The 13,842-nt window shown below is 65.6% G+C and carries 13 protein-coding genes; 6 read left to right on the plus strand and 7 right to left on the minus strand.

From position 1 onward, the window contains the following. Nucleotides 1-1,437, plus strand: a complete 1,437-nt coding sequence (gene gltX / locus ACLM42_RS07595; protein ID WP_415398703.1) for a glutamate--tRNA ligase — start codon at nt 1-3, stop codon at nt 1,435-1,437. On the opposite strand, the gene ACLM42_RS07600 is transcribed toward gltX, so the two are convergent. Genes ACLM42_RS07600 through ACLM42_RS07610 form a run of 3 tightly spaced genes read right to left on the minus strand, consistent with a single transcriptional unit; the run spans nt 1,342 to nt 3,471 of the window. Beyond that, on the minus strand, nt 1,342-2,619 hold the full coding sequence (locus tag ACLM42_RS07600; RefSeq protein ID WP_415400146.1) for a cation:proton antiporter: 1,278 nt from the start codon (nt 2,617-2,619) through the stop codon (nt 1,342-1,344). The two genes, gltX and ACLM42_RS07600, sit on opposite strands and share 96 nt — an antisense overlap. Continuing rightward, nucleotides 2,609-2,860, minus strand: coding sequence for a hypothetical protein (locus tag ACLM42_RS07605; protein WP_247910496.1), 252 nt, complete (start codon nt 2,858-2,860; stop codon nt 2,609-2,611). Before ACLM42_RS07605 ends, ACLM42_RS07600 begins: the two co-directional genes overlap by 11 nt. Continuing rightward, nucleotides 2,857-3,471 (minus strand): DUF1643 domain-containing protein, encoded by a 615-nt coding sequence (locus tag ACLM42_RS07610; RefSeq protein ID WP_415398704.1) that lies wholly within the window; start codon nt 3,469-3,471, stop codon nt 2,857-2,859. Before ACLM42_RS07610 ends, ACLM42_RS07605 begins: the two co-directional genes overlap by 4 nt. On the opposite strand from ACLM42_RS07610, the gene polA reads away from it, so the two are divergent. From polA to ACLM42_RS07625, 3 genes are read left to right on the plus strand one after another with little or no spacing between them, the layout of a single operon-like run. Then, on the plus strand, nt 3,421-6,369 hold the full coding sequence (polA, locus tag ACLM42_RS07615; protein ID WP_415398705.1) for a DNA polymerase I: 2,949 nt from the start codon (nt 3,421-3,423) through the stop codon (nt 6,367-6,369). The genes ACLM42_RS07610 and polA overlap by 51 nt on opposite strands. Next, complete coding sequence (gene cysS, locus ACLM42_RS07620) at nt 6,366-7,808, plus strand: cysteine--tRNA ligase (protein WP_415398706.1); 1,443 nt, start codon at nt 6,366-6,368, stop codon at nt 7,806-7,808. Before polA ends, cysS begins: the two co-directional genes overlap by 4 nt. 39 nt (nt 7,809-7,847) lie before the next feature. Then, a complete protein-coding gene (locus tag ACLM42_RS07625) occupies nt 7,848-8,570 on the plus strand; it encodes a hypothetical protein (protein ID WP_415398707.1) in 723 nt (240 codons plus the stop codon). A gap of 7 nt (nt 8,571-8,577) precedes the next feature. On the opposite strand, the gene ACLM42_RS07630 is transcribed toward ACLM42_RS07625, so the two are convergent. The 3 genes from ACLM42_RS07630 to ACLM42_RS07640 are packed head-to-tail and all read right to left on the minus strand — an operon-like array spanning nt 8,578 to nt 11,166. Continuing rightward, on the minus strand, nt 8,578-8,793 hold the full coding sequence (locus ACLM42_RS07630; RefSeq protein WP_415398708.1) for a hypothetical protein: 216 nt from the start codon (nt 8,791-8,793) through the stop codon (nt 8,578-8,580). 23 nt (nt 8,794-8,816) lie between these two features. Continuing rightward, complete coding sequence (locus ACLM42_RS07635; RefSeq protein ID WP_415398709.1) at nt 8,817-10,175, minus strand: sodium-dependent transporter; 1,359 nt, start codon at nt 10,173-10,175, stop codon at nt 8,817-8,819. A 52-nt stretch (nt 10,176-10,227) separates the two neighbouring features. Next, nucleotides 10,228-11,166: a DUF368 domain-containing protein gene (locus ACLM42_RS07640; RefSeq protein ID WP_415398710.1), complete on the minus strand. Its 939-nt coding sequence runs from the start codon at nt 11,164-11,166 to the stop codon at nt 10,228-10,230. A 75-nt stretch (nt 11,167-11,241) separates the two neighbouring features. On the opposite strand from ACLM42_RS07640, the gene ACLM42_RS07645 reads away from it, so the two are divergent. Both ACLM42_RS07645 and ACLM42_RS07650 read left to right on the plus strand, forming a co-directional pair. After that, nucleotides 11,242-12,465 carry a 1-deoxy-D-xylulose-5-phosphate reductoisomerase gene (locus ACLM42_RS07645; RefSeq protein ID WP_415398711.1) on the plus strand — a complete coding sequence of 408 codons (1,224 nt, stop codon included), beginning with the start codon at nt 11,242-11,244 and terminating at the stop codon, nt 12,463-12,465. A gap of 18 nt (nt 12,466-12,483) precedes the next feature. Next, complete coding sequence (locus ACLM42_RS07650; protein WP_415398712.1) at nt 12,484-12,825, plus strand: (2Fe-2S) ferredoxin domain-containing protein; 342 nt, start codon at nt 12,484-12,486, stop codon at nt 12,823-12,825. Here the strand turns inward: ACLM42_RS07650 and ACLM42_RS07655 are convergent. Further along, nucleotides 12,807-13,814 (minus strand): YheT family hydrolase, encoded by a 1,008-nt coding sequence (locus ACLM42_RS07655; protein WP_415398713.1) that lies wholly within the window; start codon nt 13,812-13,814, stop codon nt 12,807-12,809. The two genes, ACLM42_RS07650 and ACLM42_RS07655, sit on opposite strands and share 19 nt — an antisense overlap. Nucleotides 13,815-13,842: the final 28 nt, after the last annotated feature.

Genomic DNA, 13,842 nt, shown 5'->3' on the forward strand with positions numbered 1-13,842 from the left:
GTGACTGGAACTGGAGCGGCGGTCCGTGTGCGTCTCGCCCCCAGCCCGACTGGAACTCTCCACATCGGCACCGCCCGTACGGCAGTCTTCAACTGGCTCTTCGCCCGTCATCTCGGTGGCGAGTTCCTGCTGCGGATCGAAGACACCGACAAGGAACGCAGCAGGCCCGAGTTCACCGCCAACATCCTTGAGGGCCTGCAGTGGCTCGGAATCGACTGGGACGCTGAGCCCGTGATTCAAAGCGAGCGAATCAATGCCCATCGGGCCGCCATTCAGCAACTGCTGGACTCCGGCAAGGCCTACCGCTGCTACGCCACCGAAGCTGAACTCACGGCGATGCGGGAGCAGCAAGCGGCAGCAAACCGCGCTCCCCGCTACGACAACCGGCACCGCAACCTCAGCCCCGAGCAAGAGCAGGCCTTCATCGCCGAGGGGCGTGAAGCCACGATTCGCTTCCGCATTGATGACGATGCCGTCATCACCTGGAACGACCTGGTCCGTGGTGCCATGCGCTGGTCCGGCAGCGACCTGGGCGGAGACATGGTCATTGCCCGCCGGGCTCCGGCCGATCAAATCGGTGATCCCCTCTACAACCTCGTGGTGGTGGTCGATGACGCCGCCATGGTGATCAGCCACGTCATCCGCGGGGAAGATCACATCGCCAACACCGCCAAGCAGCTGCTGCTCTATGCGGCCCTTGGCGCGGCGGTCCCCGAATTTGCCCACACCCCTTTGATCCTCAACAAGGAGGGCAAAAAGCTCTCCAAACGGGACGGGGTCACCTCGGTCAATGACTTCCGCGAACAGGGCTACACCGCTGAAGCCCTAGCCAACTACATGACCCTGCTGGGCTGGTCCCCACCGGAGGGCATGGAGGAGCGCTTCAACCTCACCGACGCGGCCAAGGTCTTTGGTTTCGATCGGGTCAACAAGGCCGGAGCCCGCTTCGACTGGGACAAGCTGAACTGGCTCAACAGCCAGGTGCTGCACGAACGCAGCCCCGAGCAACTGCTGGCGGAACTGCAACCCCAGTGGAATGCCCTGGGCTGGGAGCACAGCGACGCCAACTGGCTGAAGGAGCTTTGCGGCCTCCTGGGCCCATCGCTGGTCACCCTCAAGGACGGCGTTGATCAGGCCCGGCCCTTCTTTGAGCGGCCCGAACTGAGTGAAGCCGCCCTGAAGCAACTCGAGGTTGAAGGGGCCCGTCCTGCCCTCAAGGCCCTGCTGGAGCACCTCCCCGAAGGCCCCCTGAGCACTGACGCCGCCCAAGCACTACTGGGTCAGGCCGTGGCTGATGCCGGCGTGAAGAAAGGGGTGCTGATGAAAACCCTGCGGGCCGCCCTACTCGGCAGCCTCCAGGGTCCCGATTTGCTCACCACCTGGCTGCTGCTCCAACCCAGCGGCGAGGCCAGAGCTCGCATCGAGCGCAGCCTCTAGGTCACTCTCAACAAGCCCCAGGCGACGGGCCAGTGGGGGAGCGGAGAGTCCCTGCACGGCGACGGTGATCAGGATGGTCAGGAACACCAGGCCCTTGAGCGCGCCACCGCCAGAGATGCCGGCGGCACTCAATTTCAGGGCAAACAGGCTGGCCACCGCTGCCGTCACGATCCCCCGCGGCGCGACCCAGCTGAGCATCAACTTGTCGCTCCAGTTCAGACCCGGCAGGCCCACCGAACCGGCCTGAACCACCAACCAACGGAACAGCATCAAGGCGGCCACACAACTCACGCCGCCCCAGCCCAGGGGAGAGAGCTCACCCCAGGAGAGATCCGCTGCCAAGAGCGGAAACAGCACCGTGATCGCCAGCTGCGCCAGGTGGGCGATTAACGCATCGAGCGTGCTCGCTTCATCGTTCAGGAGCAGGCCCACCACGACCCCCGCTGACACCGCCGCCGGCAACCCCGCCTCCGGCAGAAGGGCCTGGGTGCCACTCACCAAAAGAAACAACACCCCCAGGCTCAGCTGCAACTTGAGACCCTCTGCGTCGCTCGGCAGGCGCTCCAGCACCAGGACCAGTAGCCAGCCGCAGAGACTGCCGATCAACACCCCACCACCCAAGCGCAGCAGCAACAGCGGCAGGACCTGATCCCACTGGGACAGATCACCCAGGGCTAACTGCAACAGCAGCAGGGCCAACACCGCCCCCACCGGCTCCAAGATCAACCCCTCAGCCTCCAAGACGTTGGCGAGCCGCGGCACCAGGCGCATCTGCTGCACCAGGGGAGTGATCACCGTGGGCCCCGTTCCCAGGGCGATGGCACCAAAGACCCAGGCCAAAGGCCAAGGCAGCCCCGCCAGTTCATGGGCCAAGAGCGCGCCACCCACCAGCCCGAGCAGGCCACGGGTCAGCACCAACTGCAACACCGTGCGCTGCAGGTCCCGGCCGGCCAAGCGCAGATTCAGGCCGCCATCGAAGAGCACCAAGCTGACCAGCAGCCCCACCAAGGACTCCAGCCCTCCCCCCAGGGTCTCGGGCTGGACCCAATCCAGCCCGGCATCACCGATGAACAGGCCCGCCGCCAGCAGCAACACCACCGATGGCCAGCCACTCAGGCGGGCCAGCAGCTGAGCCAGGGCCCCAGCAAAGAAGGCAAAGCCCCAGATCAGCTCAGAAGTCATCGTCATCGAGGGCCCCAAACACTGGCTCCACTCGGATCCCCTTCACCGCACTGGGGCGCACCACCAGGTACTCACCGGGAAGCTCAGTGATCGGGACATTGATGAAGGCATCGGCCGGTCCGGCATTGAGCACCGTTCCGTACCACTGCTGAAAGGCGTCCAGGCTGGGGAAGTGCACCACCTGCTCATGGCCCCCGGACAGCAGCAGATGGATCGCGTAGCGGCTTGGGTTACGGGTCATCGGAGGGCGGAACCAGGCCGAAGCTCCTCCCCAGAATGGGCCAAACGCAGCGGCTGCGCAGCCTTGGCCGCATAGAGGGGATGCCGCGGCTGACCGCTGGCGGTCAGGCCCAGGGCCAGGAGCGGGACGTCCTGCTCGAGCAGAACGGGCAACACCGCTTGAGCCCGCCCCCGCCACTGTCCGCCATTCCCCCAGCCCAGCCAGACCGCAGACCCTGGAGCAGGCGTCAGGGCCCTCAGGCGCTGCTGCAACCACTGGTCGGTCTGCGAGCCGATCGGATCGGCGCTGCGCCGGAGCACCGCCGGAGTGGCGGAGATGCGTGAAAACAGGTTCAGGACCTCCAGTGCTCCATAGCCCCAGGCCTGAGCGAAGCCGATCAAGCGCCGCAGGGTGGGATCGTCCCGCTGACCATCGGCCCGGGAGGGATTCAGGCCGATGAACAGCAGGCGCGGGGCCCGCGGCTGCCACTGCCGCTCGAGCCACCAGCGATAACGGCCGCAGGGACTCAAGGCAGCACGGCCCGTTCTGCCAGGCTGGGTCCACTCGATTTCCAGGGCGTTTTGACCGGCGGCACCACCCTCAAACCCCTGCTGCTGCTGGTGGATGGCCACTCCCTGGCTTTTCGCAGCTTCTATGCCTTCAGCAAAGGAGGGGAAGGGGGACTGAGCACCAAAGAGGGCATCCCCACCTCGGTCACCTACGGCTTTCTCAAGGCCCTGCTGGACAACTGCAAAGGTCTGGCCCCCCAAGGGGTGGTCATTGCCTTTGACACGGCTGAACCCACCTTCCGCCATGAAGCTGACGAGGCCTACAAAGCCCATCGTGACGTAGCCCCAGAACACTTCTTCCAGGACCTGGGGAACCTGCAGCAGATCCTCGAGCAGTCCCTCGATATCCCCCTCTGCATGGCACCCGGCTACGAGGCCGACGATGTCCTGGGAACCCTGGCCAACCGTGCGGCCAACGACGGTTGGAGGGTGCGGATCCTCTCGGGGGATCGTGACCTCTTCCAGCTGGTGGATGACGAGCGCGACATCGCCGTCCTCTACATGGGTGGCGGTCCCTACGCCAAGAGCAGCGGCCCCCTGGAGATTCGCCGCGACGGCGTCGTGGCCAAGTTGGGAGTCACCCCTGAAGAGGTGGTGGACCTCAAGGCGCTCACGGGCGACAGCAGCGACAACATCCCCGGAGTCAAAGGGGTGGGCCCCAAGACCGCCATCAACCTGCTCAATGCCCACGGCGATCTCGATGGGATCTACACCGCGCTGGAGGAGCTCGAAGCCGCAGGCCCCAAGGCCAAAGATCCCAAGGGAGCGCTGAAAGGCGCCCTACTGGGCAAGCTCAGCAATGACCGGGAGAACGCCTACCGCTCGCGGATGCTGGCGGAAATCCTGGTAGACATCCCGCTCCCCAAAGACCCGCGTCTTCCCCTGGGGTCAGTCAAGAGTGACTCCCTGGCCGAAAGCCTGGAGGAGCTGGAACTGTTCAGCCTGCGGCGGCAGGTCAACAGCTTCGCCACGGTCTTCTCCAACGACCCCCCAGCGGCAACAACCACAACCACAGCCGACCCGGTAGCCGCGGCCGACGCCCCACCCGAACCACTCCAGGAGAGCGGCCATCGCAGCAGCGAGCCCCCAGCCCTGGAGCCCCAACTGATCACCAGCACCGAAGCCCTCGAGGCCTTGGTGCAGCGGTTGCTGGGCTCCAGCGACCGGCAGAGCCCGGTGGCCCTCGACACCGAAACCACCAGCCTCAATCCCTTCCAAGCCGAACTGGTGGGCCTCGGCCTCTGCTGGGGCGAGGGCCTCAGCGATCTGGCCTACATCCCGATCGGCCATCAGGCCGAACTCAGCGATCCACCCCAACTGCCCCTCGATCAGGTGCTGGGGGCCCTGGCCCCCTGGCTGAGCAGCGCCGAGCACCCCAAGACCCTGCAGAACGCCAAGTACGACCGGCTGATCCTTTTGCGCCATGGCCTGGCCTTGGCCGGAGTCGTCATGGACACCCTTCTGGCGGACTACCTGCGGGATGCGAACGCCAAGCATGGCCTGGAGCTCCTGGCCCAGCGCAATTTCGGCTTCTTGCCCACCAGCTACAGCGAACTGGTCCCCAAGGGCGCCAACTTCTCGGCGGTCCCCATGGCCCAGGCCGCCCTCTATTGCGGCATGGATGTCCATGTCACCTACCGCCTGACCCCACTGCTGCGGGGACAGCTGGAGGCGATGGGTCAACCTCTGGCGAAGCTGCTCGATCAGGTGGAGCTGCCCCTGGAGCCGGTGCTGGCCCAGATGGAAGCCACCGGAATTCGAATCGACACCGACTACCTCGGTGAACTCAGCCGGGAGCTCAAGGCAACCCTCGAGCGGTTGGAGACGGAAGCCAAGGACGCCGCCGGTACCGAGTTCAACCTGGCCTCACCCAAGCAACTGGGTGAGCTCCTGTTCGACAGCCTCGGGCTCGATCGCAAGAAATCACGCAAAACCAAGACCGGCTGGAGTACCGACGCGACGGTGCTCGAGAAGCTGGAGGAGGCCCACCCGGTGGTGCCCCTGGTGCTGGAGCACCGCACCTTGAGCAAGCTCAAGAGCACCTATGTCGATGCGCTCCCGGCCCTGATGGAGCCTGAGACAGGGCGAGTCCACACGGACTTCAACCAAGCGGTCACCGCCACTGGACGGCTCTCCAGCAGCAACCCCAACCTGCAGAACATCCCCGTTCGCACCGAGTTCTCCCGGCGGATCCGCAAAGCGTTTCTGCCCGAGGCCGGCTGGACCCTGATCAGCGCCGACTACTCCCAGATCGAGCTGCGGATCCTGGCCCACCTCTCTGGCGAGGAGGTGCTGGTGGAGGCCTACCAAAACGGGGACGACGTCCATGCCCTGACAGCCCGGCTTCTGTTTGAGAAGGAGGAGGTCAGCAGCGACGAGCGCCGCTTGGGCAAGACGATCAACTTCGGGGTGATCTACGGGATGGGCGTTCAGCGCTTCGCCCGTGAGACCGGTGTGAGCCAGGCCGAAGCCAAGGAGTTCCTGAGCAAATACAAGCAGCGCTACCCGAAGGTCTTTGCCTTCCTGGAACTGCAGGAGTGCCTGGCCCTCAGCCGCGGTTACGTGGAAACAATCCTGGGGCGCCGTCGCCCCTTTGCCTTTGACCCCAGCGGCCTGGGCCGCCACCTCGGCAAGGACCCCCTGGAGATCGAACTCGACGTGGCACGCCGCGGAGGCATGGAAGCCCAGCAACTCCGAGCCGCCGCCAATGCCCCAATCCAGGGCTCCAGCGCCGACATCATCAAGCTGGCCATGGTGCAGCTGCATCAACGGTTAGCGGAAAGCGCCCTGCCGGCGCGCCTACTGCTGCAGGTGCATGACGAACTGGTGCTGGAAGCGGCGCCGGAGGCCCTCGATCAGGTGGTGACCCTCACGCGTGAAACCATGGAGCGCGCGGTGACCTTGTCTGTGCCCCTGGTGGTGGAGACCGGTATTGGCCCCAACTGGATGGAAGCGAAATGACCCTGCGGCTCACCAACACCCTCACCCGCCGCGTCGAGGAGTTCAAGCCGATCGAGCCCGGCAAGGTCAGCATCTATTGCTGCGGCGTCACGGTTTATGACCTCTGCCACCTGGGCCACGCCCGCAGCTACATCGCCTGGGACGTTCTGCGCCGCTACCTGCGCTGGAGCGGCTATGCGGTGACCTTCGTGCAGAACTACACCGACATTGACGACAAGATCCTGAACCGTGCCAGCGAGGAGGGGACCTCGATGGAGGAAGTCAGCGAGCGCAATATCGACGCCTTTGTCGCCGACATGGGGCGACTGAACATCCTCCCGGCCGACCGGATGCCGCGGGCCACCCGCAGCCTCGATGCGATTCGCACCTTGATCAGCGAACTGGAGGCCAAGGGCGCCGCCTACTCCGCCGATGGGGACGTCTACTTCGCCGTGATGAAGCATGCCGGCTACGGCAAGCTCAGCGGCCGCGATCTCGAGCAGCAGCAGGACAACGCCGCTGGTCGGGTTGCCAGCGCGGAAGAAGCCCGCAAACAACATCCCTTCGATTTCGCCCTCTGGAAGGGAGCCAAACCGGGGGAGCCCAGCTTCTCCTCTCCCTGGGGCCAGGGCCGTCCGGGCTGGCACATCGAGTGCTCAGCGATGGTGCGCGAGGAACTGGGGGAGACCATCGATATCCACCTCGGTGGCGCGGACCTGGTCTTCCCCCACCACGAGAACGAGATCGCCCAATCGGAAGCAGCCACCGGCAAGGAGCTAGCCCACTACTGGCTCCACAACGGCATGGTCAATGTGGGCGGCCAAAAGATGTCGAAATCCCTCGGCAACTTCACCACAATCCGGGCGCTACTGGATTCCGGGGTCTCGCCGATGACCCTGCGCTTGTTCACCCTCCAGGCCCACTACCGCAAACCGCTGGACTTCACCGCCGAGGCCCTTGAGGCCGCAGCCACCGGCTGGAAGGGTCTGAACGCCGCCCTGGGCCTGACCGTTGGAACCCCTCGGACGCAGTCCGAGCTGCCCGTCCCATTGCAGGAGGCCCGAAAGCGCTTTGCTGCAGCCATGGACGACGACCTCAACACCTCCGCCGCCCTGGCGGTGCTGTTTGAGCTCGCCAAACCGCTGCGGGGTCTGGCCAACCGGATCGAGCGCGGTGACGCCAGCGCGAGCAGCGAACTCGAGCAGGCCAGCAGCCAGCAGCAACTGGCCTTGCTGCTAGAGCTCGCCGCGGTGGTTGGGCTCCAGCACGAACCGCAAGAGACCGCGGGAGCCACAGGGGTTCTCGAGGATCGGGCGATTGAAGCCCAGATCGAAGCGCGCAGAGCGGCCAAGGCCGCAAAGGACTTCGCCGCAGCCGACCAGATCCGCGATGACCTCAAGGCCCAGGGCATCGAGTTGATCGACAAACCCGGCGGCATCACCGAATGGCTGAGGAGCTGAACGCTCAGCAGACTTGGCCCAAGGTTGATTGGATCGCTCATGCGGCACCTCAGCACCGCCCTCGGTGGACTTGGCCTCTGCGCCGTCTTGGGTCTTCCGGGGCAGCCCCCTGCTTTGGCTGCAGAGCCAGCCGCAAGCGAAGCGCAAGCAATCAGCCGTTTCGTTGGGGTTTGGGCCCTCACTGACAGCCGCAACAACTTGTTCAATGTGCGGGTTTACGCCGATGGCAAGGCCGTCAGCACCGTCGGCACGGCAGGGGTCCCGAACGCCGGCTCGACGCAGCTGAGGGATGCGGAATTCCGGGAGTTAGGCCAGTGGAGCAGCTGGGGGAATGGCATCCGCGTCGACTACAGCGATGGCTGGAGCGACTGGATCTATGTCAGCCCCAGCGGCTTGAGCCACTCGGCCTGGAGCCCGGGCCAATCCCGCAGCGAACAACCCTCCAACTTCGGAACCGCGGTCAAGCTCCAGGGGGCAGCGGCGGATGCTGTGGGGGTCTACAGCTTCCCGCCGGCACAGCCAGGGCTCCCTCCCTACACGGCAGCGCTGCTCTCCAATGGCCTGGCTTTCAACAGCATTGACTCCCAATCGGGTGGCGTCTGGCACCTCAACGGCGACACCGTTGTGATCCAGTGGATTAGCGGCTGGCGTACGGACATGAGCTTGGCGCCGTCCAACCGCCTGGAGTTACGGCACTGGGCACCTGGCGCAAACCGCCAAGGTCCGCCAACGGCGGTGCGGCAGGCGCAAGTGATCGAGTAGTGAACCCTCAGTTCTTCGGAGCCTGCTGATCGCGCATCATTTTTTCGATCTTGCGGATCCGGGTGGCGGTGGTGCTCCAGACCTCCTTTTGAAAGCCCGGCTCACACTCCTCCACCAGCGTCTCGATCGGCTCGCCCCGCTCAAAGGCCTCCCACAGCTGACGCTCCAACTTCGCCCGCTCAATGAAGTTGAAGCGCTGGAGCCACTGGGGACCGATGGCCATAGGACGAGAAAAGCTGGGATCAGTTAAGCGCCAGAAGCGCTCCAGCTCTTGGCCAAGTCGATGATCGAGATCAGCAGACCCAAGCTGATGGCTGGCACGGAGATCCAACGCAGGGCCCAGCGCAGCAGCCGCACCAGCTCCGGCGACGACCCCGACTCGATCAGATCGCTGCGGAAGCGATCGGGCACCTGCCAGCCCAGCAGCAGGGCCATGAGCAGGCCACCGGCGATCAGGCAGACGCCACCGAAGAGGGCATCCATCCGCTCGAGCACCGCGACATCCAGGCAGGACGGCAAGCCGATGACGGCGATCAGCAACACCATCAGCCAGACCGCCCGGGAGCGGCTCCAGCCCAGGCGATCCATCAGCGAACTCACCGGGACCTCCAGCAGGGACACCGATGAGGTGATCGCGGCCACGTAGGCCAACAGGAAAAACACCGCGGCCACCACCCGGCCGCCGCCACCCAGGGAAGACAGCCCTGTCGGAAGGCTGATGAACAGGGTGCCCACGGTGCTGCCGCTCACCACATCCACCAGGCCAAAGCTGGCCACCAGCGGGAAGGTGATGCAGCCCGCCATCAGGCCGACGGCAGTGTCCATGCCCACCACAGCCACCGCTTCCCCAGGAATGGGGCTGCGGCGCTGGAGATAGGTCGAATAGGCCAAGATCGCTCCGATTCCGGTGCCGATCGAGAAGAAGGCCTGGGTGAAGGCGTTGCGAATCGTGGTCAGGTCCGTGAGCTTGCTTGTGTCCCAACGCAGCAAGAAGCCGCTGTAGCCCTGATGGGCCCCGGGCAAAAAGGCAGCCCAGATCACCAGGGCCAGCAGGAGGACGAACAGCAGCGGCATGGCCCAGCGGGTCAGACGCTCAATGCCGGCCTTGATGCCAGCGGCCACCACCAACCCGGTGAGGGCCAGGCTGATCAGGTGCCCCAACACCGCGTCCCCTCCGCTGCTGATGCCGGCAAAAAACCGTTCAGCCGCGGGGATATCGGCCGGGAGCGGAGCACTCAGGGCATGGACCAGGCTGCGGCCGGTCCAGCCCATCAAGACGGCGTAGTAGCTGAGGATCCCCACCGCGGCAGCCATGAACAGCCATCCCAGCGGGGCCCAGCGGCGCCCGCCGGCGGTGATCGGCGCCAGTAGGGGGGCATGGCCCGTGCTGCGCCCCAGGACCATCTCGGCCACCAAGACCGGCAGACAGACCACCGAGACGATCAAGAGGTACAGGAGCACAAACGCCGCGCCGCCCCCCTGGGAGGCGCGGTAGGCAAATCCCCAGAGGTTGCCCAGGCCAACGGCACTCCCCGCCGCGGCCAGAACAAAACCAAGGGAGGACCCCCACTGCTCGGGGGGATGACCGCGATCACCGGGGGCCATTCAAGGGACTGCAAGCAGCCCCCAGTTTCCCCGGCGCGGCAAGGGAGCGGCCTCAGCCCCCCATTTCCGCGGCTCCCATGCGCTGTTGAACCCGCTCAAGACCCAGCACCAGCAGCACCCCAAGGCCCATCAGCAACAGGGCCATTGCGAAGGCCGAACCGCTAGGGGGCGCCGCCAGGGCGTCCCGCAACACGATCAACTTGCCCTTCGCGTTGGTGGTGCTCTCCAGCACGGTGCGGAAGGGCCAGATCTTCCAGAGGGAACCGGCCATGAAGCCCATCAGCAGGGCGACGGTCTGGCCATGCCAGCGCTTCAGCAGCCAGCTCAGCAGACGCACAAACAGCAGCAGTCCCGTCGCACAGCCCAGGGCGAAGGGCACCAAGGTCGCCAGATCCAAGGCCTTCACCCCCTCCATCACGTGCTGGTACTGCCCCAGCACCAGCAGCAGAAAGGAGCCCGACACACCGGGAAGGATCATCGCCATGATTGCCACCGCACCGCTCCAGAAGATCGTGAAGGGGTCATGGGGCATGGTCACCGGAGTCCGGGTCACGAGGACCAACGCCGCCACCACACCGATCACCATCGCCACCAGGCCGGCGGCCCCCCAATGGGCATGACGGGCGATCAGCACGATCGAGCCCAGGATCAAGCCAAAGAAGAAGGCAAAGAGCAGAACCGGCTGGTTCACATAGAGCCAGGTGATCGGGCGCACCAGCACCAGAACTGAGCCGAGCAGACCGGCCAGCAGGGGCACCAAGAACCCCAAGTGCACCCGCGCGGCCGCTTCTGCCCAAGCACCGCGGCGCAGCAGGCCAAGAAGCTCGAAATCAAAGCCCGAGATGGCCTCCAGCAGGGTGCCGTAGATCCCCAGGATGAAGGCCATGGTGCCTCCGGAAACCCCCGGAACCACATCGGCAGCCCCCATGGCGAAGCCACATCCCAGGACGTAGGGCCAGCGCTGGGGCGCCGCCGGGTTCTGCTCGGCCATCGCGGATCAAAGGAGTGCCGGCAACGCTACGCGCCTGGAAATGGGAAACTGGCCGCAGACCCCTGGAGCTCCGCCGTGAAAGCCCTCTCCGTGCTCGGCTCCACTGGATCCATCGGCACCCAAACCCTGGAGATCGTCGAGGAGTTTCCCGATCGCTTCCGCGTGGTCGCCCTGACGGCCGGGAACAACCTCGATCTCCTGATCCGCCAGATTCAGAAGCACGCCCCTGAGGTGGTGGCCCTGGCGGATGAGGCCAAACTCCCCGCCCTACAAGAACGCCTCCAGGCCCTCGGCCCCGCTGAGCGGCCAGCCAAATTGCCGGAGTTGGTCGGTGGCTCCGACGGACTCTGCACGGCTGCGGCCTGGTCCAGCGCTGACCTCGTGGTCACCGGCATCGTCGGCTGCGCTGGCCTGCTGCCGACCTTGGCCGCGATCCGCGCCGGCAAGGACCTGGCCCTGGCCAACAAGGAGACCCTGATTGCGGCCGGTCCGGTGGTACTACCGGAACTGGCCAAGAGCGGCTCGCGCCTGCTGCCCGCCGACTCGGAGCACTCCGCCATCTTCCAGTGCCTGCAGGGCACGCCCTGGGCCGACACCGCACGCCTCTCCACGGGGGTTCCCACCCCAGGGCTGCGCCGGATTCAGCTGACCGCGAGCGGCGGTGCCTTCCGCGATTGGGACGCGGCTGATCTGCACAAGGCCACCGTGGCCGATGCCACCAGCCACCCCAACTGGAGCATGGGGCGCAAGATCACGGTCGATTCCGCCTCCTTGATGAACAAGGGCCTGGAGGTGATCGAGGCCCACTACCTCTTTGGCCTGGACTACGACCACATCGAGATCGTCATTCACCCGCAGTCGATCATCCACTCGATGGTGGAGCTGGCGGATTCCTCCGTGCTGGGGCAGCTGGGTTGGCCGGACATGAAGTTGCCGATCCTCTACTGCCTGAGCTGGCCGGAGCGCCTCGAGACCCCCTGGCGCCGCCTGGATCTGACGGAAGTGGGTCAACTGACCTTCCGCAAGCCCGATCCCGCCAAGTACCCCTGCATGGAGCTGGCCTATGCCGCCGGCAGAGCCGGTGGAACGATGCCCGCGGTGATGAACGCCGCCAACGAACAGGCCGTGGCCCTGTTCCTGGAGGAACGGATCCACTTCCTCGACATCCCGAAACTGATCGACGTGGTCTGCGATCGCCACAAGGCCGATCTCACGGCCCATCCCTCTCTGGACGATGTGCTGGTGGTCGACGCCTGGTCCCGGCAGGCGGTGCGTGAAGCTGCAGCCGTCTCTGCTTGACCCAGCCTTGACCCAGCCTTGATCCACCATCACCTGCTGCTTTGCGCCACCCCAGCCAAGGCGCTCTGCAGTCCTGATCCAGCGATCGGCATCGCGAGCTGGAATGCCCTCAAACGCCTGGTGCGGGAGTGGGGCCTGGAGAATCCAGCGCGCCCCGAAGGGATCGTGCTGCGCAGCAAGGCGGACTGCCTGCGCATCTGCGCCGAGGGGCCGGTGCTGCTGATCTGGCCCGAAGGAATCGTCTACGGCGGAGTCACTGCCGAGCGCATCGAGCGGATCCTGAAGGAGCACGTCATCGGCGGTACTCCCATCGAGGACTGGATCGTCAAACGGATGCCGTTTCAGCCCAGCAAACGCTGAAACCATCGGGCCGTGAGCTGATCGGTCCAGCAGCCACCGCGGCCGTGGAAGCCGTTGTGTCCACCCTTGGCCGTCAGCAGCACCTGGAAGCGCTCGTCCTGGATCGCTTCGAGTGTGCGGGTGGGCTCCACGGGCACCCAGGGATCATCCTCGGCATGGATGAGCAAGGTGGGCGGCAGCTGGCTTCTGTAGCGGGCCTCCTGCAGGCGCCAGAGGGGACTGGCCTGGCGGTAGTAGTCATCCACCGAGGCATAGCTCCAACGGGGAGCCGTAATCGCCGCATCGAAGGCGCGGATGCTCGGCAGGGGTCCCTCGAGGGCTTGCCGTTCGGTGGCCGTGACCCCGAAGGGGTCGGCCAGGGTCTGGGCCGCCAGCCGCTTCAAGAGCCAGTGCTGGTAGATGCGGTTGCGGGGCCGTTCGATCTGGCGCGAGCAGCTCTCGAGATCCACCGGAGAGCTGATGGTGACCAGCCCATCCAGCAGTGGCGCCTGGGGATCAAGACCTGCCGTCCGGCGCTCCACTGACGTGGAGGTCAGGGCATTGAGCAGCTTGGTCCCGCCCAGCGAAATCCCCATCCCCAAGAGAGGGCGGCCGGCGGCCAAGGTCCGGGCCTGCCGCAACACCGGCAGCAGATCGCGATTGCTATTGGCCGCATAGGTGCCACGGGCCAGGGTCCGTCCAGAGCCTGCACCCCGCATGTTTAGGCGAAGCACGGCAAAGCCGGAGCGCTGGAGGGTGTCCCCCATTCGCCTGAGCCCGCCGCGCTCACTGGATCCGCCCAGGCCATGCATCAACAGCACCAACCCCAGGGGCTCCCCTGTCAGGGGGGCGTCCCATTTGCCCAGCAGTTGGTCGCCATTGCCCACATCAAAGGGCAGGGGGTGGCCTCGATCCGCGGGCAGATCGATCGGGCGGAAGCTGTCCCTGAGGGTTTGCAGATCACCGTTCCACCAGGGAAAGCGAGGCTGAAAGGGAGGCTCACCGTCCATGAAAAAGGGGCCCGGAGGACCCCCGATG

The organism is Synechococcus sp. W4D4 (genome assembly GCF_047716805.1).
In the GTDB taxonomy this organism is placed as follows: Bacteria; Cyanobacteriota; Cyanobacteriia; order PCC-6307; family Cyanobiaceae; genus Vulcanococcus.

What these genes read in the sequence shown, in the direction of transcription:
- ACLM42_RS07600 (WP_415400146.1), bottom strand. Translation starts at nt 2,619, where the DNA reads ATGACTTCTGAGCTGATCTGGGGCTTTGCCTTCTTTGCTGGGGCCCTG.
- ACLM42_RS07605 (WP_247910496.1), bottom strand. Translation starts at nt 2,860, where the DNA reads ATGACCCGTAACCCAAGCCGCTACGCGATCCATCTGCTGCTGTCCGGG.
- cysS (WP_415398706.1), top strand. Translation starts at nt 6,366, where the DNA reads ATGACCCTGCGGCTCACCAACACCCTCACCCGCCGCGTCGAGGAGTTC.
- ACLM42_RS07625 (WP_415398707.1), top strand. Translation starts at nt 7,848, where the DNA reads ATGCGGCACCTCAGCACCGCCCTCGGTGGACTTGGCCTCTGCGCCGTC.
- ACLM42_RS07630 (WP_415398708.1), bottom strand. Translation starts at nt 8,793, where the DNA reads ATGGCCATCGGTCCCCAGTGGCTCCAGCGCTTCAACTTCATTGAGCGG.
- ACLM42_RS07635 (WP_415398709.1), bottom strand. Translation starts at nt 10,175, where the DNA reads ATGGCCCCCGGTGATCGCGGTCATCCCCCCGAGCAGTGGGGGTCCTCC.
- ACLM42_RS07640 (WP_415398710.1), bottom strand. Translation starts at nt 11,166, where the DNA reads ATGGCCGAGCAGAACCCGGCGGCGCCCCAGCGCTGGCCCTACGTCCTG.
- ACLM42_RS07655 (WP_415398713.1), bottom strand. Translation starts at nt 13,814, where the DNA reads ATGGACGGTGAGCCTCCCTTTCAGCCTCGCTTTCCCTGGTGGAACGGT.